This is a genomic window from Corallococcus carmarthensis (genome assembly GCF_003611695.1).
Classification (GTDB): Bacteria; Myxococcota; Myxococcia; order Myxococcales; family Myxococcaceae; genus Corallococcus; species Corallococcus carmarthensis.
Genome location: NZ_RAWE01000042.1, coordinates 1 through 23,620 on the forward strand (window position 1 = coordinate 1; position 23,620 = coordinate 23,620).

At 71.2% G+C, this 23,620-nt stretch carries 17 protein-coding genes and 1 pseudogene; 11 read left to right on the forward strand and 7 right to left on the reverse strand.

Annotated elements, in window-relative coordinates; genetic code table 11:
* The 5 genes and pseudogenes from D7X32_RS14215 to D7X32_RS14235 form a co-directional block, all read left to right on the forward strand.
* A pseudogene (locus tag D7X32_RS14215) lies at positions 1-342 on the forward strand (CheR family methyltransferase); the annotation flags it as partial.
* On the forward strand, positions 339-884 hold the full coding sequence (locus tag D7X32_RS14220; RefSeq protein ID WP_120603082.1) for a chemotaxis protein CheW: 546 nt from the start codon (positions 339-341) through the stop codon (positions 882-884). The pseudogene D7X32_RS14215 and the gene D7X32_RS14220, both read left to right, overlap by 4 nt.
* A complete protein-coding gene (locus D7X32_RS14225; RefSeq protein WP_120603083.1) occupies positions 874-3,042 on the forward strand; it encodes a hybrid sensor histidine kinase/response regulator in 2,169 nt (722 codons plus the stop codon). Before D7X32_RS14220 ends, D7X32_RS14225 begins: the two co-directional genes overlap by 11 nt.
* The gene (locus D7X32_RS14230; RefSeq protein ID WP_120603084.1) at positions 3,039-4,106 is read left to right on the forward strand and encodes a chemotaxis protein CheB; all 1,068 of its coding nucleotides are present in this window, start codon (positions 3,039-3,041) and stop codon (positions 4,104-4,106) included. Before D7X32_RS14225 ends, D7X32_RS14230 begins: the two co-directional genes overlap by 4 nt.
* Before the next feature lie 97 nt (positions 4,107-4,203).
* The gene (locus tag D7X32_RS14235) at positions 4,204-5,823 is read left to right on the forward strand and encodes a methyl-accepting chemotaxis protein (RefSeq protein WP_120603085.1); all 1,620 of its coding nucleotides are present in this window, start codon (positions 4,204-4,206) and stop codon (positions 5,821-5,823) included.
* Between the two features lie 69 nt (positions 5,824-5,892).
* Here D7X32_RS14235 and clpA read toward each other — a convergent pair whose 3' ends face one another.
* The 4 genes from clpA to D7X32_RS14255 form a co-directional block, all read right to left on the reverse strand.
* Positions 5,893-8,175, reverse strand: coding sequence for an ATP-dependent Clp protease ATP-binding subunit ClpA (gene clpA / locus D7X32_RS14240; protein ID WP_120603086.1), 2,283 nt, complete (start codon positions 8,173-8,175; stop codon positions 5,893-5,895).
* A 3-nt stretch (positions 8,176-8,178) separates the two neighbouring features.
* Positions 8,179-8,505, reverse strand: a complete 327-nt coding sequence (locus tag D7X32_RS14245; protein ID WP_014399347.1) for an ATP-dependent Clp protease adaptor ClpS — start codon at positions 8,503-8,505, stop codon at positions 8,179-8,181.
* 60 nt (positions 8,506-8,565) lie between these two features.
* On the reverse strand, positions 8,566-9,726 hold the full coding sequence (locus tag D7X32_RS14250; protein WP_120603087.1) for a GNAT family N-acetyltransferase: 1,161 nt from the start codon (positions 9,724-9,726) through the stop codon (positions 8,566-8,568).
* A 65-nt stretch (positions 9,727-9,791) separates the two neighbouring features.
* Positions 9,792-10,232, reverse strand: coding sequence for a hypothetical protein (locus tag D7X32_RS14255; RefSeq protein WP_120603088.1), 441 nt, complete (start codon positions 10,230-10,232; stop codon positions 9,792-9,794).
* A 199-nt stretch (positions 10,233-10,431) separates the two neighbouring features.
* Between D7X32_RS14255 and D7X32_RS14260 the strand changes: the two genes are divergently transcribed.
* The 3 genes from D7X32_RS14260 to D7X32_RS14270 all read left to right on the forward strand — a co-directional run bounded on the left by D7X32_RS14260 (position 10,432) and on the right by D7X32_RS14270 (position 13,196).
* A complete protein-coding gene (locus D7X32_RS14260; RefSeq protein WP_120603089.1) occupies positions 10,432-10,992 on the forward strand; it encodes a NifU family protein in 561 nt (186 codons plus the stop codon).
* Between the two features lie 164 nt (positions 10,993-11,156).
* The gene (locus tag D7X32_RS14265; protein WP_244239004.1) at positions 11,157-11,912 is read left to right on the forward strand and encodes a class I SAM-dependent methyltransferase; all 756 of its coding nucleotides are present in this window, start codon (positions 11,157-11,159) and stop codon (positions 11,910-11,912) included.
* Positions 11,913-12,338: 426 nt separating this feature from the next.
* Positions 12,339-13,196, forward strand: a complete 858-nt coding sequence (locus D7X32_RS14270) for an alpha/beta fold hydrolase (RefSeq protein WP_244239003.1) — start codon at positions 12,339-12,341, stop codon at positions 13,194-13,196.
* 14 nt (positions 13,197-13,210) lie between these two features.
* On the opposite strand, the gene D7X32_RS14275 is transcribed toward D7X32_RS14270, so the two are convergent.
* The gene (locus D7X32_RS14275; RefSeq protein ID WP_120603090.1) at positions 13,211-14,104 is read right to left on the reverse strand and encodes a ferredoxin reductase domain-containing protein; all 894 of its coding nucleotides are present in this window, start codon (positions 14,102-14,104) and stop codon (positions 13,211-13,213) included.
* 243 nt (positions 14,105-14,347) lie between these two features.
* Here D7X32_RS14275 and D7X32_RS14280 point away from each other — a divergent pair, with 243 nt between their 5' ends.
* Entirely contained in the window at positions 14,348-15,097 is a 750-nt protein-coding gene (locus D7X32_RS14280; RefSeq protein WP_120603120.1) for a lysophospholipid acyltransferase family protein, read from the forward strand.
* 77 nt (positions 15,098-15,174) lie between these two features.
* Here the strand turns inward: D7X32_RS14280 and D7X32_RS14285 are convergent, their stop codons facing one another.
* The gene (locus tag D7X32_RS14285) at positions 15,175-17,340 is read right to left on the reverse strand and encodes a glycosyl hydrolase family 18 protein (RefSeq protein WP_120603091.1); all 2,166 of its coding nucleotides are present in this window, start codon (positions 17,338-17,340) and stop codon (positions 15,175-15,177) included.
* 775 nt (positions 17,341-18,115) lie between these two features.
* Between D7X32_RS14285 and D7X32_RS14290 the strand changes: the two genes are divergently transcribed.
* Both D7X32_RS14290 and D7X32_RS14295 read left to right on the forward strand, forming a co-directional pair.
* Positions 18,116-20,713 (forward strand): response regulator, encoded by a 2,598-nt coding sequence (locus D7X32_RS14290; RefSeq protein ID WP_120603092.1) that lies wholly within the window; start codon positions 18,116-18,118, stop codon positions 20,711-20,713.
* Entirely contained in the window at positions 20,710-21,849 is a 1,140-nt protein-coding gene (locus tag D7X32_RS14295; protein WP_120603093.1) for a THUMP domain-containing class I SAM-dependent RNA methyltransferase, read from the forward strand. The genes D7X32_RS14290 and D7X32_RS14295 overlap by 4 nt, the downstream gene beginning before the upstream one ends.
* On the opposite strand, the gene D7X32_RS14300 is transcribed toward D7X32_RS14295, so the two are convergent.
* Positions 21,850-23,454, reverse strand: a complete 1,605-nt coding sequence (locus D7X32_RS14300; protein ID WP_120603094.1) for a sensor histidine kinase — start codon at positions 23,452-23,454, stop codon at positions 21,850-21,852.
* Between the last annotated feature and the right edge of the window lie 166 nt (positions 23,455-23,620).

Consider the following 23,620-nt stretch of genomic DNA (forward strand, 5'->3'; position numbering starts at 1 on the left):
GCTTCACGAGCAGCTCCAGCACCGCCGTCGCCTCCGCCTTCACCCGCGCGGCTGCACCTGCAGGCGCTGGAGCGGATTGAAGAGGGCAACGTGGCCGGGGCGACGGCGGTGCTGGAGCTGCTCGTGAAGCAGGCGCCGGACTACCTGCCGGGCCTGTTGGAGCTGGCGTTGTTGCGCGAGCGCGCGGGGGCCCGGGACGCGGCCTTCCCGCTGATGCGCGCCTTGCGCACGCGGGCGGGGCAATTGCCGCCGGACACACTGGTGGATGGACCGGAGGCGCTGCCCGCGCGCTTCTATCTGGCGTCCGCTGACGCCTACCTGAATCTGGGGGCGCTGGAATGAAGGGGACGCCGCGGATGGTGGACGAGGCCCTGGAGGAGGAGACGCGTGAGCTGCTCGCGCGCCGGGCCGCGCGCCTGCGCGAGCAGGGCGAGTCCACCGTGGAGGAGGCGGTCCACTGGATCGCCGAGTTCCCGCTGGGCGAGGAGCGCTACGCGCTGCCGCTGGAGTCGCTGCGCGCGGCGCTGCCTTTGCGCATGGTGACGCCGGTGCCGCTGTCGGCGCCCGCGGTGATTGGCGTGCTGCGCTTCCAGGGGCAGGTGCTGTCCGCGCTGAGCCTGGCGTCGCTGTTGGGTGGCCACGGGTGGCGGCAGGACCCGGCCGTGCTGCTGGTGGTGGACCGGGGCGACGGCGAGCTGTGCGCGCTCGACTGTGAAGCGATTCCGCGCCCCACCACGCTGCCGCTCGCGTTCGTGGAGGCCGCGCGCGCGCGGGCGGAAGGGCCGGTGGTGGAGGTGTTCACCCAGGACCGGCAGCTCATCCACCTCATCGACCCACGGCGCCTGTTCGCCCAGTCCGACGTGGGAGCACGCCATGCCCGTTGATCCGATGTTGCAGCCGCTGGTGGCGGGCTTCGCGGTGGAGGCCCAGGAGGTCATCCAGAAGGTCACCATGGACCTGCTGGAGCTGGAGCGCGAGGGGCTGGAGAACGACGCGCTCGCGAAAATCTATACGCGGCTGGGCCGGCACCTGCACACGCTGAAGGGCAGTGCCTCGTCGCTGGGCCTCCAGGACCTGGGCGACATCGCCCACAAGCTGGAGGACGCGCTGGCGCCGCTCAAGGCGCACACGCAGAAGATGCCGCGCCCGGTGGTGGACGTGCTGCTGCACGGGTTGGACCTGTTCATGCTGCGCGCCCAGGCGCACGCGGACGGGCGCGGGGACCACCTGCCGGACCCCGCCGCCGCGCTGGCCCAGCTGGTCGCCGCCGCCCCTCCGCCGGAGGAATCCGCCGTGCTGCCGGGGGGCGCCTTCGCGCAGGTGCCGCCCACCGTGGCCAGCCCTCCGCCCGTGTCCACCAGCGCCGCGCCTGAAGTGCTGCCTTCACTGGAGCCCGCGGGCGAGTCCTCAGACGCCGGGTGGCGGGTGAGCGCCAACCAGGTGACGTCGCTGATGCGCGAGGTGGAGCGCCTGCGCGAGGTGCGCCTGCGGGTGGAGGAGCGCAGCCGCGAATTGGAGCGGGTGTCCACGCTGCTCGCGAAGCAGGGCCTGCTGGCGGAGACGGCGGAGGCTCGCACGCTCCTGTCCGGCACGGGCCGCTCGCTGCGCACCGACGGCGAGGAGACGAGCGACGTCGTGGACGCGCTGGAGGAAGGCCTCAAGGCCATCACCACGCGCCCCACGCGCACCATCCTGGATCCGCTGCAGCGCATGGTGCGCGACCTGTCGCGCCAGCTGGGCAAGGAGGCGCGGCTGTCGGTGGTGGGCGCGGAGGTGTCGCTGGACCGGCGCCTGCTGGAGAAGCTCCAGGGCGCGCTCGTGCACATCCTGCGCAACGCGGTGGACCACGGCCTGGAGATGCCCACCGAGCGCGAGAAGGCCGGCAAGCACCACGAGGGCGCGCTCACGCTGCGCGTGGAGCAGCAGGGCAACCTCCTGTACCTGGAGGCGAGCGACGACGGGCGCGGCATCGACCTCAACCAGGTGCGCAAGGCCGCGGAGAAGCGCGGGCTGGTGACGGCGGAGGAGGCGGCGCGGCTCAACGACAACCAGGTGCGCGACCTCATCTTCAGCGCGGGCTTCAGCACGCGCTCGGACGTGACGGACACCTCCGGGCGCGGCGTGGGCCTGGACGCGGTGCGCGCCACGGTGGAGTCCCTGCAGGGCCGCATTGAAGTCTCGAGCACGCGCGGGCAGGGCACGCGCTTCGTGCTGACCCTGCCGGTGGACCTGGGCAGCTCTCCGGTGCTGATGGTGCGCGCGCTGGAGCAGTTCGTGGGCCTGCCCATGCTGGCGGTGGAGTCCACGCAGCTGGCGCGCCCGGACATGCTGCGCGTGGGCAAGCGCCGGGCGCACCTGGAATACCAGGGGCAGCTGCTGCCGGTGGTGGACCTGGGCGCGCGGCTGGGGCTGCGCGCGTCGTCTCCGCCCGCGGAGGGGCAGCCGCTGCTCATCGTGCAGAGCGGCGGCAAGCGCGTGGCGCTGGGCGTGGACGCGGTGGTGGGGGACCGGGACCTGGTCATCCGCCCGCTGCCGTCGGAGGTGCGCGACGTGGCGTCCTGGCAGGGCGCGGCGACGCTCAGCCGCGGCGAGCTCCTGCTCATCCTCCGGCCGGACTGGGTGGTGACGGACACGGAGAAGGTGACGGTGTCCGCGGTGAGCCGGCGGGCGCTGGTGGTGGATGACTCGCTCACCGCGCGCGCGCTGCACCGGGCCATGCTGGAGGCGGGTGGCTTCCAGGTGCACCTGGCGGCCAGCGGGGCGAGGGCCCTGGAGCGGCTGCAAGCGGACACCTACGACGTCGTCATCTGCGACCTGGACATGGAAGAGATGGACGGCATCGAACTCATCGCGCGGGTGCGCGAGCGCAAGGACACGCGCACGCTGCCCGTCATCCTGGTCTCCGCGCACGACAGCGCCGTGGCGCGTGAGCGCGGCCTGTCGTCCGGGGCGGACGGCTTCCTCAGCAAGCGCGAGTGCGCCGCGGGCCGGCTGCTCGCGGAAGTGCTGGACGTGATGAGCCGCCGCGGGAGCCGCGCTTGAGTTCGAAGAAGTCCATTCGCGTGCTCGTGGTGGATGACTCGCCCACCATGGCCAACACCCTCACCGCGCTGCTCACGGAAGAGCCGCGCATCGAGGTCGTGGGCCGGGCGGGAGACGGCAACCGCGCCGTGCAGCTGGCGCGCCTGCTGCGTCCGGACGTCATCACCATGGACCTGCTGCTGCCCGGCCTGGACGGTCCGGCGGCCATCGGGCACATCATGTCCCAGGCGCCCGCGCGCATCCTGGTGGTGAGCGCGGTGGCGGAGCAGCGCGGCGTGGACCTGGGCTTCCAGGCGATGAGCGCCGGAGCGCTGGAGCTCATCGGCAAGCCCAACGTCACCAACGCGGAGGAGCTGCGCCGCTGGGGCCGGGAGCTGGCCCACTCCGTGTGCCTGATGGCGGAGGTGCCCGTCATCTCCCGCCGCCCGCGCGCCGTCGCGCCGCCGCCCATGCCCAGCGGGGCGCGGGTGGACGTGTTCGGCCTGGTGGCCTCCACCGGTGGGCCGCCCGCGCTGGCGGAGGTGCTGTCCAAGCTGCCCCGCGACCTGCCGGTGCCCATGCTGGTCGCGCAGCACATCACCGTGGGCTTCACGCAGGGGATGGTGCGCTGGCTGTCCCAGGTGTGCGAGCTGCAGGTGGGCATGGCGCGCGACGGCGAGCGGCTGGAGCCGGGCCGCGTGTACTTCCCGCTGGATGGCCATGACCTGCTGGTGGACAGCATCGGGCTGGCCCGTCTGCAGCGCAGCACCGGTGGGCCGTGCCCCAACGGGGACGTGCTCCTGAGCTCGCTGGCCATGGCGTACGGCCGGCGCAGCGGCGGCGGCGTCCTCACCGGCATGGGCGAGGACGGCGCGCGGGGCCTGCTGGCCATCCGTCAGGCCGGGGGCGTCACCCTGGCCCAGGACGAGGCCTCCAGCGTCGTCTACGGCATGCCGCGCGCCGCCGTGGAGTTGAAGGCCACCGACGGGGGCACGCCCCTGGCGCTGGTGGCGGACCTCATCCTTCAGAGCTGTCAGCGACCGTCGTTCCGACCGACTCGTGGCCCGGAGGGGGGGGCCCGGTGAGCCGTTTCCCACCAACAAACCGCAGCCGCCTGCGTTGTCCCTGGCGTCGGATGGCCGACGGTCGGCCGCCCGAGGACGCCACCCCGGGAGTGTTCCCTTGAAGCCCTCCGCCACGCTCCCTGTCTCCTTCCTGCGTGGGCTCGGGCTCGCGCCGAAGTTCGTGCTCGTCACGGCGCTCATCAGCGCCTCCGTGGCCCTCCTCCTCACCCTCATCGCCACCCGCCAGCTGGAGTCCAACCTGGAGGAGCGCCACGCCAGCGAGGGCGAGGCCGTGGCGCTGAGCCTGGCCATCGCGGCGGAGCAGGGCGTGTCCGCGGGCATGAGCTCGCTCCAGCCGCTGCTGGAGACGTTCCGCGAGCGCGAGGACCTGGCCTACATCTTCATCCAGGACCCCACCGGCTTCGTGCTGGTGCACTCGTTCCAGGGGGGCTTCCCGGAGAACCTGAAGGCCGCGCTCGACGCGCAGCCCGCCGTGGGCACGGGCCGCACCCGCGTGGTGCCGGAGGTCCGGCTGTCGCGCGGTGGCAGGACGCTGCGCGCGCTGGACGTGTCCGCGGCCGTGGCGGAGAAGGGGCGGCTGGGCACCGTGCACGTGGGCATGGCGCGCGAGTTCATCGACGCGAAGGTGGATACGCTGCGCTGGGCCATGCTGCGCTTCGCGCTCCTGCTGGTGGCGGGCGGCGTGGTGCTGGCGGCGCTGTTCGGCCGGAGCATCGTGCGGCCCCTGGCGGAGCTCACGTCCGTGGCGGGCGACATCGTGTCGTCCGGCGACCTCACCCGCACCATCCGGGCGCGGGGCAATGACGAGGTGGGGCGGCTGTCCAACTCGTTCTCGCTGATGGTGGGCAAGCTGCGCGAGGTGACGGTCAACCTCCAGCACGCCGCCTCCGCGCTCACCCAGTCCACCGACCACCTCAACGCGTCCTCCACCGAGCAGGCGCAGACCATCTCCCGGCAGGCCGCCGCGCTGCAGGAGACGCAGGTGACGGCGCAGGAGATCAAACAGACCTCCACGCTGGCCGCCCAGAAGGCGGAGAGCGTGCTCAGCGTCGCCGAGCGCGCGGACACCCTGGCCAAGGCGGGCGAGGCCTCCATCGAGCAGACGATGGCGGGCCTCAACGACATCCGCGCGCAGGTGGGGGAGATCGCGGAGAAGATTTTGGAGCTGGGCGAGCGCACCCGTCAGATTGGCGGCATCACCCAGACGGTGAAGGACCTGGCGGACCAGTCCAACATGCTCGCGCTCAACGCGGCCATCGAAGCCGTGCGCTCCGGCGAGCACGGCAAGGGCTTCAGCGTGGTGGCGCGCGAAATCCGGGCCCTGGCGGACCAGTCCATCCAGGCGACCACGCGGGTGCGGGAGCTGCTGGACGACATCGCCAGCTCCGTCACCGCCGCGGTGCGCATCACCGAGCGCGGCGCGGAGCGGATGGAGGCGGGCCTGGCGCAGGTGCGAGACAGCGGGCAGAACCTGCGCGAGCTGTCCTCCATCGTCCAGGACAACGCCGCCGCCGTCCGGCAGATCGCCGCCGCGGTGAACCAGCAGAACGTGGGCATCAATCAGATCACCCTGGCGGTGAACGATTTGTCCAAGATGATGGACGACACCGTGGCCCGCATCGGGTCCACGGGCGAGGCGGCCACCACGCTTCAAATCATCTCCGAGCAGCTCGCCAGCGCCGTGGGCGCGTACAAGGTCGTGGCCAAGCCGGAGTAGGAAACACGAAGGCCCCAGGTCCCCATGAAGGGGGCCCGGGGCCTCGGGTGTTTCAAACCGTCGCCGTGCCTACGCCGGCACGGCCTCGGTGGGCTCGGACTGGAGCTTCAGCGCGTCGTCCACGACGTCGAAGCGGGCCACGCCTCCGCTCTTGAGGGAGCCGAACAGCAGCGCCTCCGCGAGCGGCTTCTTGAGGACGTTGTCCACGAGCCGCGCCATGGGGCGCGCGCCGAAGGCCGGGTCGTAGCCGTGCTCCGCGAGCCACGCGCGGGCGGCGGGCGTGAGCGACAGGGTGACCTTCTTCTCGTCGAGCACCTTCTGGAGCAGGCGCACTTCCTTGTCCACGACCTTGAGGATGACCTCGGGGGGCAGGCCGGAGAAGAGAATCCACCCGTCCAGCCGGTTGCGGAACTCCGGCGTGAAGGTGCGCTCGATGGCCTTCTTCGCCCGCGAGCCATCCACCACCACCTGGGTGTCACCGAAGCCCATGGCCTTGGTGCTCATCTCCTGCGCACCCGCGTTGGTGGTCAGGATGAGGATGATGTTGCGGAAGTCCGCCTTGCGGCCGTTGTTGTCCGTGAGCGTCGCGTGGTCCATCACCTGGAGCAGGATGTTGAAGAGGTCCGGGTGGGCCTTCTCAATCTCATCCAGCACCAGCACCGCGTACGGGTGCTTGCGCACGGCGTCCGTGAGCAGGCCGCCCTGGTCGAAGCCCACGTAGCCCGGAGGCGCGCCAATGAGGCGGCTCACCGTGTGCTTCTCGGAGTACTCGCTCATGTCGAAGCGCAGGAACTCCACGCCCAGGCTCTGCGCCAGCTGCTTCGCCAGCTCCGTCTTGCCCACGCCCGTGGGGCCGGAGAAGAGGAAGCTGCCAATGGGCTTCTCCGGCGCGCGCAGGCCGGAGCGCGACAGCTTGATGGCGCCCACCATCTCTTCAATGGCCTTGTCCTGCCCGTAGATGACGCCCTTGAGCTCCTTGTCCAGGTTTTGAATCTGGACGCCTTCGCTCGCGGACACGCTCTTGGCCGGAATCTTGGCCATCTTGGAGACGACCTGCTCCACGTCGTGCGCGCTGACGACGCCCGTGCGCACGCCCTCCGGCTTGAGCCGCTCCGCGGCGCCGGCCTCGTCGATGACGTCGATGGCCTTGTCCGGCAGGAACCGGTCGTTGATGTGCTTGGCAGCCAGCTCCGCCGCCGCCTGGAGCGCACCCTCGCCGTACTTCACGTGGTGGTGGTCCTCGTAGCGGCTGCGCAGGCCCTCCAGCACCTTGACGGTGTCCTCCACGCTGGGCTCGTCCACTTCAATCTTCTGGAAGCGGCGGGACAGCGCGCGGTCGCGCTCGAACGACGCCTTGAACTCCTGGAACGTCGTGGAGCCGATGCAGCGCAGCCGGCCCGACGCCAGCGCGGGCTTGAGCAGGTTGGACGCGTCCATGGACCCGCCGCTCGTGGCCCCCGCACCGACGATGGTGTGGATCTCGTCGATGAAGAGGATGGCGTCCGGCAGCTCCTGCAGCGCCTTGAGCACGCCCTTCAGGCGCTCCTCGAACTGGCCGCGGAACTTGGTGCCCGCGAGCAGCGCGCCCATGTCCAGCGAGTAGACGACCGCGTCCTTGAGCGCGGCCGGCACGCGGCCCTCGGTGATGTGGAGCGCCAGGCCTTCCGCGATGGCCGTCTTGCCCACGCCGGCCTCACCCACGTAGAGCGGGTTGTTCTTGCGGCGGCGGCAGAGCACCTGGATGGTGCGCTCCAGCTCCTTGTCACGGCCGATGAGCGGGTCGATGCGGCCCGCCTTGGCCTCGACGTTGAGCTGCACGGCGTACGCCTCCAGCGGGCTCTTCTTCTGCGACTCGCCGTCGTCGTCGTCACCGGCGGGCGTGGGGCGCGACTCGCCCTCCGACTCGCCGTCCTTGCTGACGCCGTGGGAGATGAAGTTGAGCAGGTCCAGGCGGGTGACACCCTCCTGCTGCAACAGGTAGAGCGCGTGGCTCTCCTCTTCCCGGAACATGGCGACCAGCACGTCGCCACCGTCGATGTACTTCTGCTCCGCGGACAGCGCGTGCATGGCGGCGCGGTGGAGCACGCGCTCCACGCCGATGGTCTGCTGCGGCTCGGCGTCCACGTCGTCGGGCAGCCGCTCGACCGTCTCCTCCAGGAAGGAGGTCAGGTTCTCCTGCAGGCGCTTGACGTTCGCGCCGCAGGCCTTGAGCACCTCGCGGGTGCGCGACTCACGGGTGAGGGCCAGGAGCAGGTGCTCCAGCGTCAGGTACTCGTGACGCATCTTCCGCGCCTCGTCGAGCGCGGTGCGGAAGCTGGCCTGCAATTCTTTGGCAATCGATGGTCCCGCCACGGTTCAGCCTTCCTCGGGTTCCATGGACAGCCGCAGGGGGAACCCGTTGTCCCTCGCCGCGGCCTCCACTGTCTTGAGCTTCGTCTCGGCGACGTCGTAGGTATAAACGCCCGCCACACCGATGCCGTTGTAATGAACGTGCATCATGATCTGCACGGCATCCGTCTCCGACTTGTGGAAGATCTCCTTGAGCACGGCCACCACGAACTCCCGCGTGGTGTAGTTGTCGTTGTGCAGGAGGACCTTGTAGAGCGTCGGCCTCTTCAGCTTCTGCTTGGGGACGGCCTCCGTGACGACCTGGCCGTCATCGTGTTGGTGCTTCTGCGCCATGGGCTTGCGGACTCCCTTGCCTTCGCTTCGCGAACCTCTGGCGGGCCTGCGTGAAACCGCTCAGACCCGCTCCTTGAAACCCGTCTCCGCCCACCACAGTGGCAGGCCGCTCTCGACGGCTGCCCGCTCGTGCGCCAGGAAGCCGCGCACCGCCCGGTCCAGGCCGGGGTGGAGGAACAAATGCGCACTGTACGTGAGGTGCGGCTCGAAACCCCGGGTGAGCTTGTGCTCGCCACCCGCTCCCGGCTCGAAGCGCTCGCGGCCCTGCGCGATGCAGTCCTCCACCGGGTGGTAGAGGCACACGTTGAAGTGCAGGAACGGATGGTCCTCCAGCGCTCCCCAATAACGGCCGTACAGCGTGCTCGGCCCGGTGAAGTTGAACGCGCCGGCCACCCTGCGGCCTTCCCGCCGGGCCTCCACGAACTCACACCGGTGGCGGAAGCCAGCGAGCAGGCGGGCGAAGAAGTCCTGCGTCAGCGACCGCACACCCCACGGGTAGCGGTCCACGGTGGAGACGTAGAGCTGGTGGGCCCAGGCCGCGTCCACCTCCTCCAACGCGTCGCCCCGGAGCGTCCGCAGGGTGATGCCCTGGGGCTCCAACGCACGGCGCTCGCGCTGGAGCTGGTGCCGGCGCTTGGAGCGGAAGCGGTCGAGGAAGTCCTCGAACGTCCGGTAGCCCGCGTTGCGCCACAGGTACTGCACGCCCAGGCGCAAGGCATAGCCCTGCGCCTCCAGCACCGGCAGCTCCTCCGGAGTGGGGAAGAGGACGTGGACGCTGGAGAGCCCCTCCGCGCGCGCGTACTCCAGCGCGGCGTTGTAGAGCTCCGTCTCGCGGCAGGGGAGGTCCTCGCCGGGGGCCACCAGCACGCGGCGGCCGGTGGCGGGGGTGAAGGGCACGCCCAGGACGAGCTTGGGGTAGTAGCGCAGGCCCGCGCGCTCGGCGGCGGTGGCCCAGGCGGCGTCGAAGACGAACTCGCCGTGGCTGTCGTCCTTGAGGTACGCGGGCGCGGCGGCGATGAGGCGCGAGCCCCGCCACAGGGTGAGGTGGCGCGGGTGCCAGCCGCGCTCGGGCACCACGCAGCCGCTCTCCTCCAGGGCGGCGAGGAAGCCCCACTCCAGGAACGGCGCCGACGCCGGGTCCACGAGCGCGTCCCAGGCCGACGCGGGAACGTCGGTGATGGACGTGAGCAGGCGCAGCGTGGTGGGGAGCGGGGCGGACATGGACGTGGCGAGCGCCAGCCTATAACGGCGCGTGGCGGCTGCCGCCACGGCAGCCAGGACGCCGTCTACTTGCCGCGCGTCAGCTCCTGGGCCAGGAAGCCGGCCACTTCCGTGAGCCCCGCGGCGGCGCGCTTGCGGCCCTCGTCGGACTCCATGACGCGGCGGGCGGCGTCGCTGGCGGTGCCCACCTCCAGGTCCACCAGGACGAGGAAGGCGCTCCAGCCGGGCGTCACGTTGGCGACCTTGCCCGGCCGCTGGGGCCGGTCGCTCAGGGTGGCGGCCACCTTCTCCAGGAGGCCTTCTTCCTTGAGACGTTTCGTGCTCCCGAGCATCTGGGTCCAGGTGGCCTCCAGCAGGGAGGTCAGCAGGCGGCCGGAGAGGGCGGTGGAGAGGCGCTGGGCGGCCTCCTCGGTGTCCACGCGGTGGGCGTCCGCGTAGGTGGGGCCCAGCTTGGCCACCACCACGGCCTTCGTGGCGAGGTGGGCGAGGCGCGGCGGGAAGGGCATGGGGGAGGGTCCTCGCCAGCAGGGCAGGCAAATGGGGGGCCCGGGCCGGAATTGGACGGGGCCCCATGTCTTACATCGGTGACGGGCCGGGCTCCATCCGGAGTGAATGAACGGCGCGGGGCGTTTGCCTGACAGCCGGACAGGTTGCTATGGGGCCCGGCGCCCTTTAGAGGAAGCGGACTTTCGTAGGGAGAACAGAATGTCAGTGAACATCCAGCTCGAGTGGACCCCCAACCCCAGCACGTTGAAGTACGTGGTGGACCGCAAGCTGCTGGGCGGTGGCGCGGTGAACTTCACCAACCGGGACGAAGCGCAGGCCAAGTCGCCCCTGGCGCTCCGGCTCATGGACATCCAGGGCGTGACGGCGGTGATGCTGGGCACGAACTTCGTCACCGTGACGAAGGGCGAGTCCGGTGAATGGGACGAGCTCAACGACTCCGTGATGTCCACGCTGGACACGCACCTGTCGGAAAACCTGCCGGTGGTGGACGAGGCGGCGGTCGCGGCGGCGCGTCAGGCGACGAGCGCGGACGGCACGGTGGAGCAGCGCATCCAGTTCATCCTGGACGAGGAGATCCGCCCGGCCGTGGCGCAGGACGGCGGTGACATCACGCTGGACCGCTTCGAGGACGGCATCGTGTACCTGCACATGAAGGGTTCGTGCGCGGGCTGCCCGTCGTCCACGGCGACGCTGAAGATGGGCATCGAAGGCCGGCTCCGGGAGATGATCCCGGAGGTCACCGAAGTGGTGTCCGTCTGAGACGCAACGTCAAGGCGCCGCAGGTCCGCAAGGAGCTCTTGCCGGACCAGTCCCAAGCGCTCCTGCGTGAGCTGCACCTGCTCACGCGCGAGGGCCACCTCAACGCGGATGCGCTGCGCAAGCTCAAGCAGGTGAACCACCTGGTGGGCCTGTTGCGCCCCGCCATGGAGGACGTGCAGTCGCGCCACGCGAACCCGCTGGTGGTGGACGCGGGCAGCGGCAACGCGTACCTGGGCTTCGTCGTCTACGAGCTGTTCCTCAAGGACGCGGCGGGCGGCGAGCTGTTGTCCATCGAAGGGCGGCCGGAGCTGACGGAGCGCGCGAAGGGCCGCGCCGAGCGGCTGCACTTCGACCGGATGCGCTTCCAGACGGCGCACATCGACGCGGCGGAGTACCCGGAGCGCATCCACGTGCTCATGGCGCTGCACGCGTGCGACACGGCCACGGACGACGCGCTGGTGGCGGCCATCAAGCACGGCGCGGACCACGTGGCGGTGGTGCCGTGCTGCCAGGCGGAGGTGGCCGCGCAGCTGAAGGAGAAGAAGGCGAAGGCGGCGGGCTCCATGTCGCTGCTCTTCCAGCACCCGTGGCACCGGCGCGAGTTCGGCTCGCACCTGACGAACGTCATCCGCGCGCTGACGCTGGAGGCGTTCGGCTATCAGGTGACGGTGACGGAGCTGACCGGGTGGGAGCACTCGTTGAAGAACGAGCTCATCCTCGGGCGGCGGGTGCATGGGGACAACCGGCGCGCGCGGCTCCAGCTCCAGGCGCTGCTGGCGGAGACGGGCGTGCAGCCCCGGCTGACGCGGCTCCTGGGCATCACGCCCGCGGGCGCGGACAGCGCGAAGTCCACGGCGGCGCCGGAGCCCGCGACGGAAGCGGAGCCCACGCCGGACGCAGCGCCCGCGCCGGAGTCCTGAGCGCAATCCGGGCTTCGCCGCACCGTAGGGCCGGGCAGGCGACCTCACGGGCGGGGGACACGTGTCCCCCGTACCGGGGAGGCCGTGGCCCCGGCCGTGCGCGGCGGCCGGGCAGGCGTTACATGCCGGGCGGCCGTGCGATGCGCACGGGACGACACTCCAGGGGGCTGAATCCCTTGAGGGCGCGCCTTCGCGCGTGTCGGAGGACGTGGGCACGTCAGGGGTCCCGGTCAGGATGACGTCGATGCGGGAGGTCGGGCTCGACGAGGGGACCCAGGACGGCGTTCGCGGTGTCTGAATGCCGGGGTACGGAGTTTCGTCCCGGGTTGGGGCCGGCTCCGGTGGCCGTCAGGGCACCGGATGCGTGTGGGGCGAGCCGTGAAGGGCCTCCGCCGTGACGCGGTGGGAGTGTCGATGGGAAGGGGCATGGCCTTGGAGCTGGATGACTGGGGCGGAAGCGGGCCACTGCTGCACTTCGCCTGCGCGAACGGTTTCCCTCCGGAGACGTACCGGAAGCTCTTCACGCGGCTGGCGACGCGCTACCACGTGGTGTCGCTGCGCACGCGGCCGCTGACGCCGGACCAGGACCCGAAGGCGCTCACGACGTGGACGCAGCTGGGCGAGGACCTCGCGCGCGAACTGAAGGCGCGGGGGCGCTCCGGCGTGCTGGGCGTGGGGCACAGCGTGGGCGGCACGAGCACGTTGATGGCGTCCGCCGCGAACCCGGGGCTGTTCCGCGCGGTGGTGGCGTTGGATCCGGTGCTCGTCACCGGGTCCCGGTTGTGGGCGCTGCGCCTGTTGAAGCTGCTGGGCCGCATGGACCGCACCGCCATCGTGAGGGGCGCGCTGCGGCGGCGGGACCGGTGGACGACGCGCGAGGATGCCGCCGCCGCGTACCGTCCGCGCAAGCTGTTCAAGGACTGGGACGCGGACTGCTTCAGCGACTACGTCACGCACGGGCTGGTGCCCACGGACGAAGGCGACTTCAAGCTGCGCTTCCCTCGCGAGTGGGAGGCCCGCATCTTCGAGACGTTCCCCGCGGATCCGTGGACGCTCATCCGCGCCAACGCGGCGCCCACGCTGGTGCTGCGGGGCGAGCGCTCCGACACGCTCTTGCCGGACGCGCTGGCGCGGGCGGAGCAGGAGATGAAGCGCACGCGGGTGGAGACGCTGCCGCTCGCCTCGCACCTGTTCCCGATGGAGAAGCCCCGCGAGACGGCCGATCGGGTGTTGACGTTCCTGGACCAGCTGCCGCCCGTGGACGTCACCGGCTCCACGCCCTGAGCGGCGGTCCCGCGTCAGCCGTACGCCTCGCGCTTGATGCGTTTGTCCGGAATGCCCATCTCGTGCAGGTGGCCGAGCACCGCCTCCATGAAGCGCGGCGTGGCGGGCGTGCGCGTCTCCAGCGCCTTGCGCCGGTCCCACGGGGTGATGGCGGGTCCGCACACGTAGACGAGGCAGGTGTCGCGGTCCGGGAGCAGCTCGTGCAACAGCGCCTCCGCGACGCGGCCCTTGCGCACCCGCGGGCCGTACTTCGCTTCATCCGTCTCGCGCGTGAGCGTGTGCACCACCCGCACGCGGTCCGGCGCCGCCCGCTCCAGCGCGGCCAGCTCCTCGCGGTAGAGGACGTCCCCCCAGGTCTTGTTGGACGCGAGGAACGTGTGGCGCAGCTTCAGCCCCCGGTGCAGCGCGTCCTTCACGATGGCGAAGTTGGGCACCGCGCCGGAGCCCGCCACCACGTGCAGCACGTGGTCCGTCCGCTCCGTCACGTCGTCCGGCAGCACGTACGGCCCCATGAAGCCCGTCACCTTCAGCTTCGCCCCCACCAGCCGACCGTGCACCAGCAGCGGCGACAGCAGCGGCGGATAGCGGGTGACGCCGGAGATGAACTCCTCGTCCTTCACCGTGATGGCCACGTGCCGCTCATGCGGCGCGGAGGCGAGCGAGTACGAGCGCGGCGGCTCCTTGCGCCCCTTCTGTTCCTGGAGGTACGCGCACTGGTGCGCGAGCGCCCGGAACTGGTGCGGGTCGATGTTGATGAACTGGCCGGCCTTGTAGTCGAGCGGCGCGGCCCCTGAATCCAGCTCCAGCAGGAGGGTCGCCGTGTCGTGCGTCTCCATCCGCAGGTCGGTGACGGTGGCCTCGTACTCGACGGGCCGCTTCGCTCGGGAGGGCGTGGCTTCGGCGCTCATGCGCTTCCCCATAACACGCAGGGTGCGGGGCCGCGCGGACCGGCTCGCCCCCTTCCGCTCCCCGGGCCGGGACCCCAGGGCAGGCACATCGTTGGCTGGATGACGGAAGGGCAGGCGGGCGGCCCATCGCTCCAGGAGGGCCGCTGACCCGCCCCACCGGGCAGGACTACATCTTCCAGGAGGACGTCCAGCCATCGCACCCCCTGTTGTCCAGGGGCATCCGGAAAGGACGTGGGCCGGCCCGTGCTTCGAATTCTCTTCGCCTTGATGTCACTGCTCCCCCGAGGGCTCCGCCGCCACGTCGTGCGCGGGCTGATGCACGGCGTGTGGGGCCGGCTGTCCCACGCGAGGGTGTACGGCCTGAAGGACCTGCCGGCCGGCCCCTGCCTCTTCATCTGCAACCACCTGTCCAACGCGGACGGCTTCACGCTCTACCGGGCGCTCCGTCCACGGCACGTCGTCTTCCTCGCGGGCGTGAAGCTGCACGGCACCGTGATGACGCGGCTGGCGGCGGAGACGATGGACACCATCGACATCACGCCCAACTCGCCGGACATCGAAGCGCTGCGCCGCTGCGTGGAGCTGCTCAAGGGCGGCCAGTCCGTCCTCATCTTCCCGGAGGGCGGCCGCAGCCGTGCCGCGGGCCTGCTCCAGGCGAAGAAGGGCGTGGGGCTCATCGCCAAGCGCGCCGGGGTGCCCATCGTGCCGGTGGCGCTGACGGGCACGGAGAAGCTCATGCCCATCAACGACTCCGACATGGGCGGCGAGCGGCTCTTCCACGCCGACGTCACCGTGACCTTCGGGCCCGCCTTCCGCATGGAGGACCTGGAGCCGGAGGTGGCGGGGGCTTCCGACGCGCGGCAGGCGCTGGTGGACGCGATGATGCGCCGGGTGGCCGCGCTGCTGCCGCCGGCCTACCAGGGCGTCTACGCCGGAGGGCTCGACCCGGTGGCTCCCGCCGCGCCGCCCTCCGCCGTGCCGCCTTCCGCGTAGCGGCCGGCAGGCCCCGCGAACGAAAACGGCCGCGCGGGCATGTGCCCACGCGGCCGTTTCCCTTCAGGCGGTCCCGGTTACTGGAGGAACGCCTTCTTGACCTCGGTGAGGAGCGGGTTGGCGCCCGTCGCGGGGTCGGTGCAGCCCTGGTTGATGGTCCAGATGATGGTGCCGCCGTAGCCGTTCGCCTTGGCGTACTGCCCCTTGGCCTGGATGGCCTCCGGACCGTCGTACGTAATCCAGCGCACCGTGCCGTCCTCCACCGGCGTGCTGAAGGTGACGTAGTTGGCCTGCGCCGCCGCGTCCCACTGGAGCGTGCCCGTCTTGGAGAGCGCGAGGATCTTCTTGTACGTGAAGGAGTTGTCCCCGCCCACGTAGTCGGACCAGTCCGTGAAGGGCTGGCGCGGGCCGGTGATGTGCCGCCACGCGAGGCCGTAGAACGGGATGCCCATGCCCAGCTTCTGCTTGGGGATGCCCGCGCTCACCCAGGCATTGAGGCTGGACTCCACGGAGGTCGGGTGGGTGCCGGACTCGCCCTTGAGCGCGGACGTGAACCACGAATCCCATCCGCCCCAGACGCCAATCATCTCGTAGGACATGACGTTCACCTGGTCCAGGTACTGGGCCAGCTGCGGGTACCACTTGAGCGCCGCGTCGGTGCTGAAGTTGTTGTTCACCCAGCCAATGGGGAAGGTGAGCAGCATGTTGGGCCGCGCCTGACGCAGGCGCTGCACCAGCGCGAGCAGGTTCGGCTTGTCCACCTCCTCCACCGGCTCCCAGTCGATGTCGAGCCCGTCGTAGCCGTGGTCGTCCATCGTCTTGAGCAGGTTCTGCACGAACTTCTCGCGGTTCGCGGAGGTGGCCGCGCCCACCCAGTTCTCGTGCTCGCCCGCGCCGCCCACCATGATGATGGCCTTGCGCCCCGCCGCGTGCGCGCGCGTGGAGAGCGTCTTCGCCATGGCGGAGCCGTTCGAGTTGTCGAAGATGGCGTCCACCGTGCCGTCCGTGTTCGGCGTCACGCGGCCCACGATGATGTGCGTGAGCGCGCTGAAGTCCACCTTCTCCGGCGGGTAGTCATCCGCGTTCCAGCCCGTGTAGTAGCCGGACACCCACTTGTTGGTGCTGCCCACCGGGCCCGTCACCACGACGTCCGCCGTGGCCTTCTTCGTCGCGTCCGCGCTGCTCGTGGCCACGACGTGGTACGTGCCCGCCGTCCGGGGCGCGGTGTACGTGCCGCTGGACGTCACGGTGCCGCCGGTGGCGCCCTCCAGGACGCTCCAGGTGACGGCCGTGTTGCTGCTGCCCGTCACCAGCGCGGTGAAGGTCTGCACGCCGCCCAGGGACAGCGTCGCGCTGACAGGGGTGACGCTCACGCTCACGGTGGTGGAGGAGGTCCGCTTGCCGGACACCGCGGAGGACTTCGCGCTCTCACCGGCCGCGTTCAGCGCGGTGACGGCGTACCAGTACGTCGTGCCCACGACGGCGCTGGTGTCCTTGTAGGACGCGGCGGTGAGCGCCGTGGAGGTGAGCCGCGTGTACGTGCCCGTCTGCGTCGTGGCGCGGTAGACGTGGTAGCCCGTGGCGCCCGTCACCGTGCCCCAGGTGAGGGCGACGTCCGTCGCGGAGCCCGTGGCCGTCAGGGCCGTGGGCGCGGAAGGGGCGGTGGTGCTCGCCGCCAGCCGCACGTTGTCGAAGTACATCACGGGCAGCGTGCGGCCCGCGTTCTCCATCACCACCAGCCCGTCCAGCGTGGCGTTCGCCGCGCCCAGCGTGGCCAGCGGCATGCGGCACAGCGTCCACGCATTGGCCTTCAGCGTGCCGCCCGCGCAGGTGGGGTTGAGCGCCACGGGCGACTTCGCCACGCCGCCCACGCTCGCGTAGAGCGCGATCGCCGGGTTGGCCGTCGCGCCGGGATTCACCTGCAACTCCACGAAGCCATAGCCCGTGGTGGGCACGCCCGCGTGGTGGAAGTACAGACCCTTCCAGGGGCCGAACGTCGCGGAGATGGAACGGGTGCCCGCGTACACGGGCTTCGTCGCGGTGAGGCTGTGCGTCGCCCAGGACCAGTCCTGCCAGCCCGAGCCGAGCGCATCGTCATACATCGTGGTCGCGCTCGCGAGCGCGTCTCCGGTCGTCGCCAGCGAGTCCTCGTCGCCCGCGGTGGAGGTGAAGTCCGGTGCGCCACCACAGCCGGTGTGCATCGCGCCCAACGCCACGAGGAACCCAATGAGCTGCCTTCTCAAAGTTCGCTCCTGCGGCCAGGTGAAAGGAGGCGCCGGGGGTACCGCCTTCCCTCCGCCCGCGGCGCGTGGCGGAGGTCCCCCGGTCGCCCTGTCGCCGCGCCTGGATTGGCGGGCGTGCAAAGGGGGACCTGGCAAATCGCAGGCAGACAAACACCGCGATCCGCCGTCAGCGTTCAAGGCATGGGGTGGGGTATTTCGGCACGCCGCGAGGACGCCAGGCCGCTGTGTCGGCGGGGCTGCGGGCGTCTGGCTTCAGAGGGAAACGCGCCTGGTGACGGCAGGGACGGGCGGGCCCTTTCCACGCCTGGAGGCACCACGGGGGCGCCTCCAGGGGAAAGGCAACCACGCTGTTACACGTCTTGTTTCAATGATTCAAAGGCAATGAATCCCGGACTCAATTCCTGACGGACGACGTGAGGAAGTTCCACGCGCTTTTCTTCCCGCCCAGGTACGTCTGGAAGTGGTTTTCGCCAGGACGGTAGAGGTCCGTCTGCTTGTGGTGGTGCGACGCCTCGTGCACCAGGCTGCGGAGGGCCGGGGGGTGGCTTCCTCCCCCAGCCGTTGCAGGACCAAGGATTGCCTGGGGAGGGCAGTGTTGAGTGGTGCCCAGAAGGCCCCCTTCCGAGGGGCCTGGCATGCGGGAAGACGGTGCGCCCGGGCCTTTTGACCAGTGTGTTGAGGGTGTTCTCCGTACACTGGACCGGTACGCCCTTTCCGCGTCCCGCGGCGGCCCCCCTGGAAAGGCGGGGAGGTTCCAGACCTCCCCGATGAGTGGATGCAGGCACCCTTCGACTTCCGGAAGCTCTTCGAGCTGTCGCCCAACCCCTACATGCTGCTGGACCGGGAGCTGCGGTACGTGACCGCGAACTCGGCCTACCTGCGGGTGACCGCCAGCCGGTTGGAAGACCTGGTCGGACGCAACGTCTTCGAGGCGTTCCCGCATGACCCGGACGACCCGGCCAATGCCAGTGTGAGGATGTTGCGCGACTCGTTCCTCCGCGTGTTGGCGGAGCGGGCGCTGGACACGCTGGCGCTCATCCCCTACCGGGTGCCGCGTCAGACGGAGCTGGGCGTGGTGGTGGAGGACCGCTACTGGAGCGCCACGCACACGCCCCTGCTGGACGAGCGGGGCGAGGTGGCCTTCATCCTCCAGCACACGATGGACGTGACGGAGCTGCAGCAGCTCAAGCAGGCTGTGCGCGACGCGGAGGCCTCGCTGGAGGAGGGCTCGCCCCGGAACCAGCTGATGGGTGGCGTGTTCGCGCGCGCCCAGGCGGTGCAGGAGGCCAACCGCACGTTGGACGACGAGCGCCGGCACCTGCGGCGTCTGTTCGAACAGGCCCCGGGCTTCATGTGCTCGTTGAAGGGCCCCGAGCACGTGTTCGAGCTGGCCAACCGCGCCTACCTCCAGCTCGTGGGCCACCGGGACCTGTTGGGCAAGCCCGTGCGGGAAGCGCTGCCGGAGGTGGCTGGACAGGGCTTCTTCGAACTGCTGGACCGGGTGTTCTCGACCGGCGAGCCCTTCGTGGGGCACAACATGGGATTGCAGCTGCAACGCGAGCCCGGGGGACCGCTGGTGGAGGCCTTCCTGGACTTCGTCTACCAGCCCATCGTGGAGGCGGACGGAAGCGTCTCCGGCATCTTCGTCCAGGGCCACGACATGACGGCGCAGAAGCGGGCCGAGGACGAACTGGCGCGCCACCGCGAGCACCTGGAGGAGCTGGTGCTCGAGCGCACGCGGGCGCTGGAGGAGAGCGAGGCGGAGCGCCGCCAGGCCGAGGCCGCGCTGCTCCAGGCGCAGAAGATGGAGGCGGTGGGCAAGCTCACGGGCGGCGTGGCGCACGACTTCAACAACCTGCTCCAGGTGGTGAGCGGCAACCTGCAACTGCTCCAGCGCGACACGGTGGGAGACACGCGCGCGCAGCGGCGCCTGGAGACGGCGCTGGGCGCGGTGGAGCGCGGGGCGCGGCTGGCCTCCCAGTTGCTCGCGTTCGCCCGCAGGCAGCCGCTGGCGCCCACGGCGCTCAACCTGGGCCGGCTGGTGCGCGACATGGACGACCTGCTCCGCCGCGCGCTGGGCGAGGACGTGGAGGTGGAGACGGTCATCGCGGGCGGGCTGTGGAACACGTCCGTGGACCGCAACCAGCTGGAGAACGTCATCCTCAACCTGGCCATCAACGCGCGCGACGCCATGGACGGCCGGGGCAAGCTGACCATCGAAGCGGGCAACGCGATGCTGGATGACCACTACGCGATGCTGCACCCGGAGGTGACGGCGGGGCAGTACGTGCTGCTGGCCATCTCCGACACGGGTTCGGGCATGACGCCGGCGGTGATGGAGCGCGCGTTCGAACCGTTCTTCACCACGAAGCCGGAAGGGCGCGGCACGGGCCTGGGGCTGAGCATGGTGTACGGCTTCGTGAAGCAGTCCGGCGGCCACGTGAAGATCTACAGCGAGCTGGGGCACGGCACCTCCATCAAGATCTACCTGCCGCGCACCTTCCAGGCGGCGGTGCAGCCGGCGGAGAGCGGCCCGGGACAGGTGGAGGGCGGCACGGAGACCATCCTCGTCGTGGAGGACGACCCGGCGGTGCGGGCCACGGTGGTGGAGGTGCTCACGGAGCTGGGCTACCGCGTGCTCAAGGCCCACGACGGCCAGAGCGCGCTCGCGGTCATCCAGAGCGGCCTGCCGGTGGACCTGCTCTTCACCGACGTGGTGATGCCGGGGCCGGTGAGGAGCCCGGAGCTGGCGCGGCAGGCGAAGGCGCACCTGCCGGACCTGGAGGTGCTCTTCACGTCCGGCTACACGGAGAACGCCATCGTGCACGGCGGCCGGCTGGACCCGGGCGTGAGCCTCCTGTCCAAGCCGTACCGGCGCGAGGACCTGGCGCGGAAGATCCGCGCGATGCTGCGCGGGCGCGAACAGCGGATGGCGGCGAAGCCCATCCGCCCGCCCGTGCCCCCGGAGCCGCAGGCGAAGGGCACGCTGCGCATCCTGCTGGTGGAGGATGACGCGGACATCCGCGAGTCCGCGTCGGAGTTGATGTCGGACCTGGGGCACACCGTGCGCGCGGTGGAGAGCGCGGAGGCGGCGAGCGAGCTGCTGGCGAAGGAGCCCTTCGACCTGCTCTTCACGGACGTGACGCTGCCGGGAAAATCCGGCGTGTTGCTGGCGCGCGAGGCCGTGGGGCGCTATCCCGCCCTGCGCATCATCATCGCGTCGGGGGATTCGCGCGCGGTGGCGGCGGAGGATGGCAAGGTGCTGGAGCGTGTGGTGTTGCTGCCCAAGCCGTATGACCTGAACCAGATGGAGCGCGCGTTGGAGCAAGCCGCCATGGATGCTGGCCCTGCCGCCCGGACGCGGCCCGCGTGACGGACGCACGGGGCCTGAAGGGCGAGACCATCTACGTATCCACGCTCCCGGGCGTGGAGCCCGCGCTGGAGGCGGAGGCGCGCGAGCGGGGGCTGTCGTTCCGGCGCGCGGAGGGCGGCATCGAGTGCGAGGGCCCGCCCGGCCTGCACCAGACGGCGAACCTGCACCTGCGCACCGCGAGCCGCGTGCTGCTGCGCCTGGGCACCTTCATGGCGCCCACGGCGGACGCGCTGGTGCAGGGGCTGCAAGCGCTGCCCATGGCGGACGTCTGGGACGGCAAGGTGCCGCTGCGGCTGTCGGTGACCCTGCACCGCTCCGTGGCCCCGGGGCCGGCCGTGGTGCTGGAGTCCGCGTCCGTGGCCTGGGATCCGTGCGAGGTGACGGTCGCGGGACACCTGGACGAGGAGGGCGGGGGGCCGGAGCTCACGCTGCTGGTGCGCGGCGAAGGAGAGCGCTGGACGGTGAGCGTGGACACGTCCGGAGCGCCCCTGTACCAGCGCGGCTACCGGCAGGAGGTGGGGCGCGCGCCCCTGCGCGAGACGCTGGCCTCGGGCATCCTGCGGCTCGCGGGCTACGCGGGGGACGTGCCGCTGGTGGATCCGATGTGCGGCTCGGGCACGTTCCTGGTGGAGGGCGCGTGGCTGTCCCAGCGCCGGCCGCCGGGCCTGCTGCGCACGTTCGCGTTCCAGTCCTTCCCGTCCTTCGACCAGGCGGTCTGGGCACGCCGCCGCGCGGAGGCGGAAGGCGAGGCGCTGGCGGAGCCTCGCGCGCCCATGCGCGGGTACGACCTCAACGCGGGCGCGCTGGGCACGGCGCGGCGCAACGCCAGGCGCGCGGGCGTGACGCTCACGCTGGAGCGGCATGACCTGCGCACGCTGAAGGCCCCTCCGGACGCCCCCGGGCTGGTGGTGGCCAACCCGCCCTACGGCAAGCGCGTGGGCGAGGCGGAGGACCTGCCGGACCTCTACCGCGCGCTGGGCGCGACGTTGAACGGCGCGTTCCGCGAATGGCGCAAGGCGCTCATCGTCCCCGAGGAGCCGAAGCTGGTGGCGACGCTGGGGCTGAAGGGCGCGCGGCAGCTCCCCGTGAAGAACGGCGGGCTGCGCTGTCTGTTGGTGCTGGCGGGCCCGTCCTAGCTAGAGCGGCAGCACCAGCTCGAAGCGCGCGCCGCCCTCGGGACGCGCGCCCGCGCGCACCCTGCCTCCGTGCGCCAGCACCACGCGCCGCACGATGGCCAGGCCCAGCCCGCGGCCGTTGGCCCGCGTGAGGAAGAAGGGCTCGAAGACGCGCTGCGGATCCAATCCGGCGATGCCCGGGCCCTCGTCCTCCACGCTCAGCGACACGCCGTCCGGCACGCGGCGTATCTCCACGCGCACCGTGCCCCCGGGCGGCGAGGCCTGGATGGCGTTGCGCATCAGGTGCGTGACGGCCAGCTGCAACAGCGTCTCGTCGCCGGGCAGGTCCGGCACGTCCGGCGCCTCGTCGAACGCCACGCGGGGCCTGGGCAGCTCCTCGCGGCCGAGGAGCAGCTGCCCGAGCGCGCGGTGCACCAGTTCGCCCAGCGAGACGGGACGCGGCCGGGGCTCCAGCGGGCGCACCGCGTCCAGCAGGTCGCGCACGATGTCCTCCAGCCGGATGGCCTCCTCCTCCAGCATCTCCACCGCGGAGGCGCCCGCGGGCCCCAGGCGGGGTTCACGCTTGAGCACCGCCACGGTGTTGAGGATGGCGCCCAGGGGATTGCGCACCTCGTGGGCCACGACGCCCGCCGCCTCGCCCAGCACCGTCAGCCGCTCGCTGGCGATGAGCTCGCTCTGCAGGCGGGACACCTCCGCGAGCCGCGCATCCGCCGCACGGTGGTGCCGCACGTTCTCCAGCGCGCCACCAATGAGCTGCGCGAACAGCTCCAGCGCCCCCGCGTTCGCGGGCGTCAGCGTGGTGGACTGCACCGCCAGCACGCCGAAGGGCTCGTCCCCCACGAAGATGGGCGCGTCCAGCGCGCGCGAGCCCGGCGGGTAGATGCGCTGGATGTTGGCCGCCACCTCCGGCAGGTGCAGCCGCCGCACCATGCTGAACGCGTCCGGATGGAACGCCGCCCGGCGGCTCGTGAGCACCTCCTCCAGGTGCGGCATCCCCGAACGGTGGAAGCGCACCTCGTGCACGTCCTGCCCGTACAGCCGCGCCGCCCCGGCCACGCTCTCCGCCTCCTGGCGCATGGGCCCGTGGCGCAGGTAGTCGCCCTCCAGCAACATCACGGAGACGTAGAAGCCCTGCCGGTGCACCGCGTCCACCGCCAGCTCCAGCACCGCGCTTTCGTCGCGGCAGCGCAAGAGCTCCGCCGCGGTGGACACCAGCATGGTGGACAGCCTGCGCACCGCGTCCCCGCCCTCCGCGTCCAGCAGCAGCACGAGCTGCTCCTCCGGCACGCGGCCCGGCGCGGTGACGGGGGAGAGCAGGTGCTGGCGTCCGTCCGCGTCGCGCACGCGCACCCACGCGGGCTGCACCGGCGTGGGCTGCTCGCCGCGCGCCAGCGCTTCGCACAGGGGTTCCACCCACGCGCGCTCCTCTGGACCGAAGCGGGCGGTGAGCTCCAGCAGCGACGGCAGCTCGTCGTCGCGCAGGCCCAGCAGCTTCCGCAGCGCGGCGTTGGTGAAGATCAGCCGGTCGCCCCGGATCACGAACAGGGGCACCGGCAGCGCGGGCAGCAGGCCGTCCAGTGTGCCGGGCGGAATGGGGTCGCTCATCGTCGCACCTTCCTCGTCATCCACCGTGCGACGCCGTCCGCTCCCCTGACCGCACGCCCCTTCGTTCCAGGTGGACGGGAGCCCGGAGGCAATCGCCGCGCGGGTGCGCCGTAAGGAAGGGTGAAGGCGTTGATCACTGGAGAAGACACCATGAACTTCGCGAACG

Bases quoted from the DNA above. Each gene is read 5' to 3' on its own strand.
- D7X32_RS14220 (WP_120603082.1), top strand. From the start codon at position 339: ATGAAGGGGACGCCGCGGATGGTGGACGAGGCCCTGGAGGAGGAGACG.
- D7X32_RS14225 (WP_120603083.1), top strand. From the start codon at position 874: ATGCCCGTTGATCCGATGTTGCAGCCGCTGGTGGCGGGCTTCGCGGTG.
- D7X32_RS14245 (WP_014399347.1), bottom strand. From the start codon at position 8,505: ATGGCGCAGAAGCACCAACACGATGACGGCCAGGTCGTCACGGAGGCC.
- D7X32_RS14250 (WP_120603087.1), bottom strand. From the start codon at position 9,726: ATGTCCGCCCCGCTCCCCACCACGCTGCGCCTGCTCACGTCCATCACC.
- D7X32_RS14255 (WP_120603088.1), bottom strand. From the start codon at position 10,232: ATGCCCTTCCCGCCGCGCCTCGCCCACCTCGCCACGAAGGCCGTGGTG.
- D7X32_RS14260 (WP_120603089.1), top strand. From the start codon at position 10,432: ATGTCAGTGAACATCCAGCTCGAGTGGACCCCCAACCCCAGCACGTTG.
- D7X32_RS14265 (WP_244239004.1), top strand. From the start codon at position 11,157: ATGGAGGACGTGCAGTCGCGCCACGCGAACCCGCTGGTGGTGGACGCG.
- D7X32_RS14270 (WP_244239003.1), top strand. From the start codon at position 12,339: ATGGCCTTGGAGCTGGATGACTGGGGCGGAAGCGGGCCACTGCTGCAC.
- D7X32_RS14275 (WP_120603090.1), bottom strand. From the start codon at position 14,104: ATGAGCGCCGAAGCCACGCCCTCCCGAGCGAAGCGGCCCGTCGAGTAC.
- D7X32_RS14290 (WP_120603092.1), top strand. From the start codon at position 18,116: ATGCAGGCACCCTTCGACTTCCGGAAGCTCTTCGAGCTGTCGCCCAAC.
- D7X32_RS14300 (WP_120603094.1), bottom strand. From the start codon at position 23,454: ATGAGCGACCCCATTCCGCCCGGCACACTGGACGGCCTGCTGCCCGCG.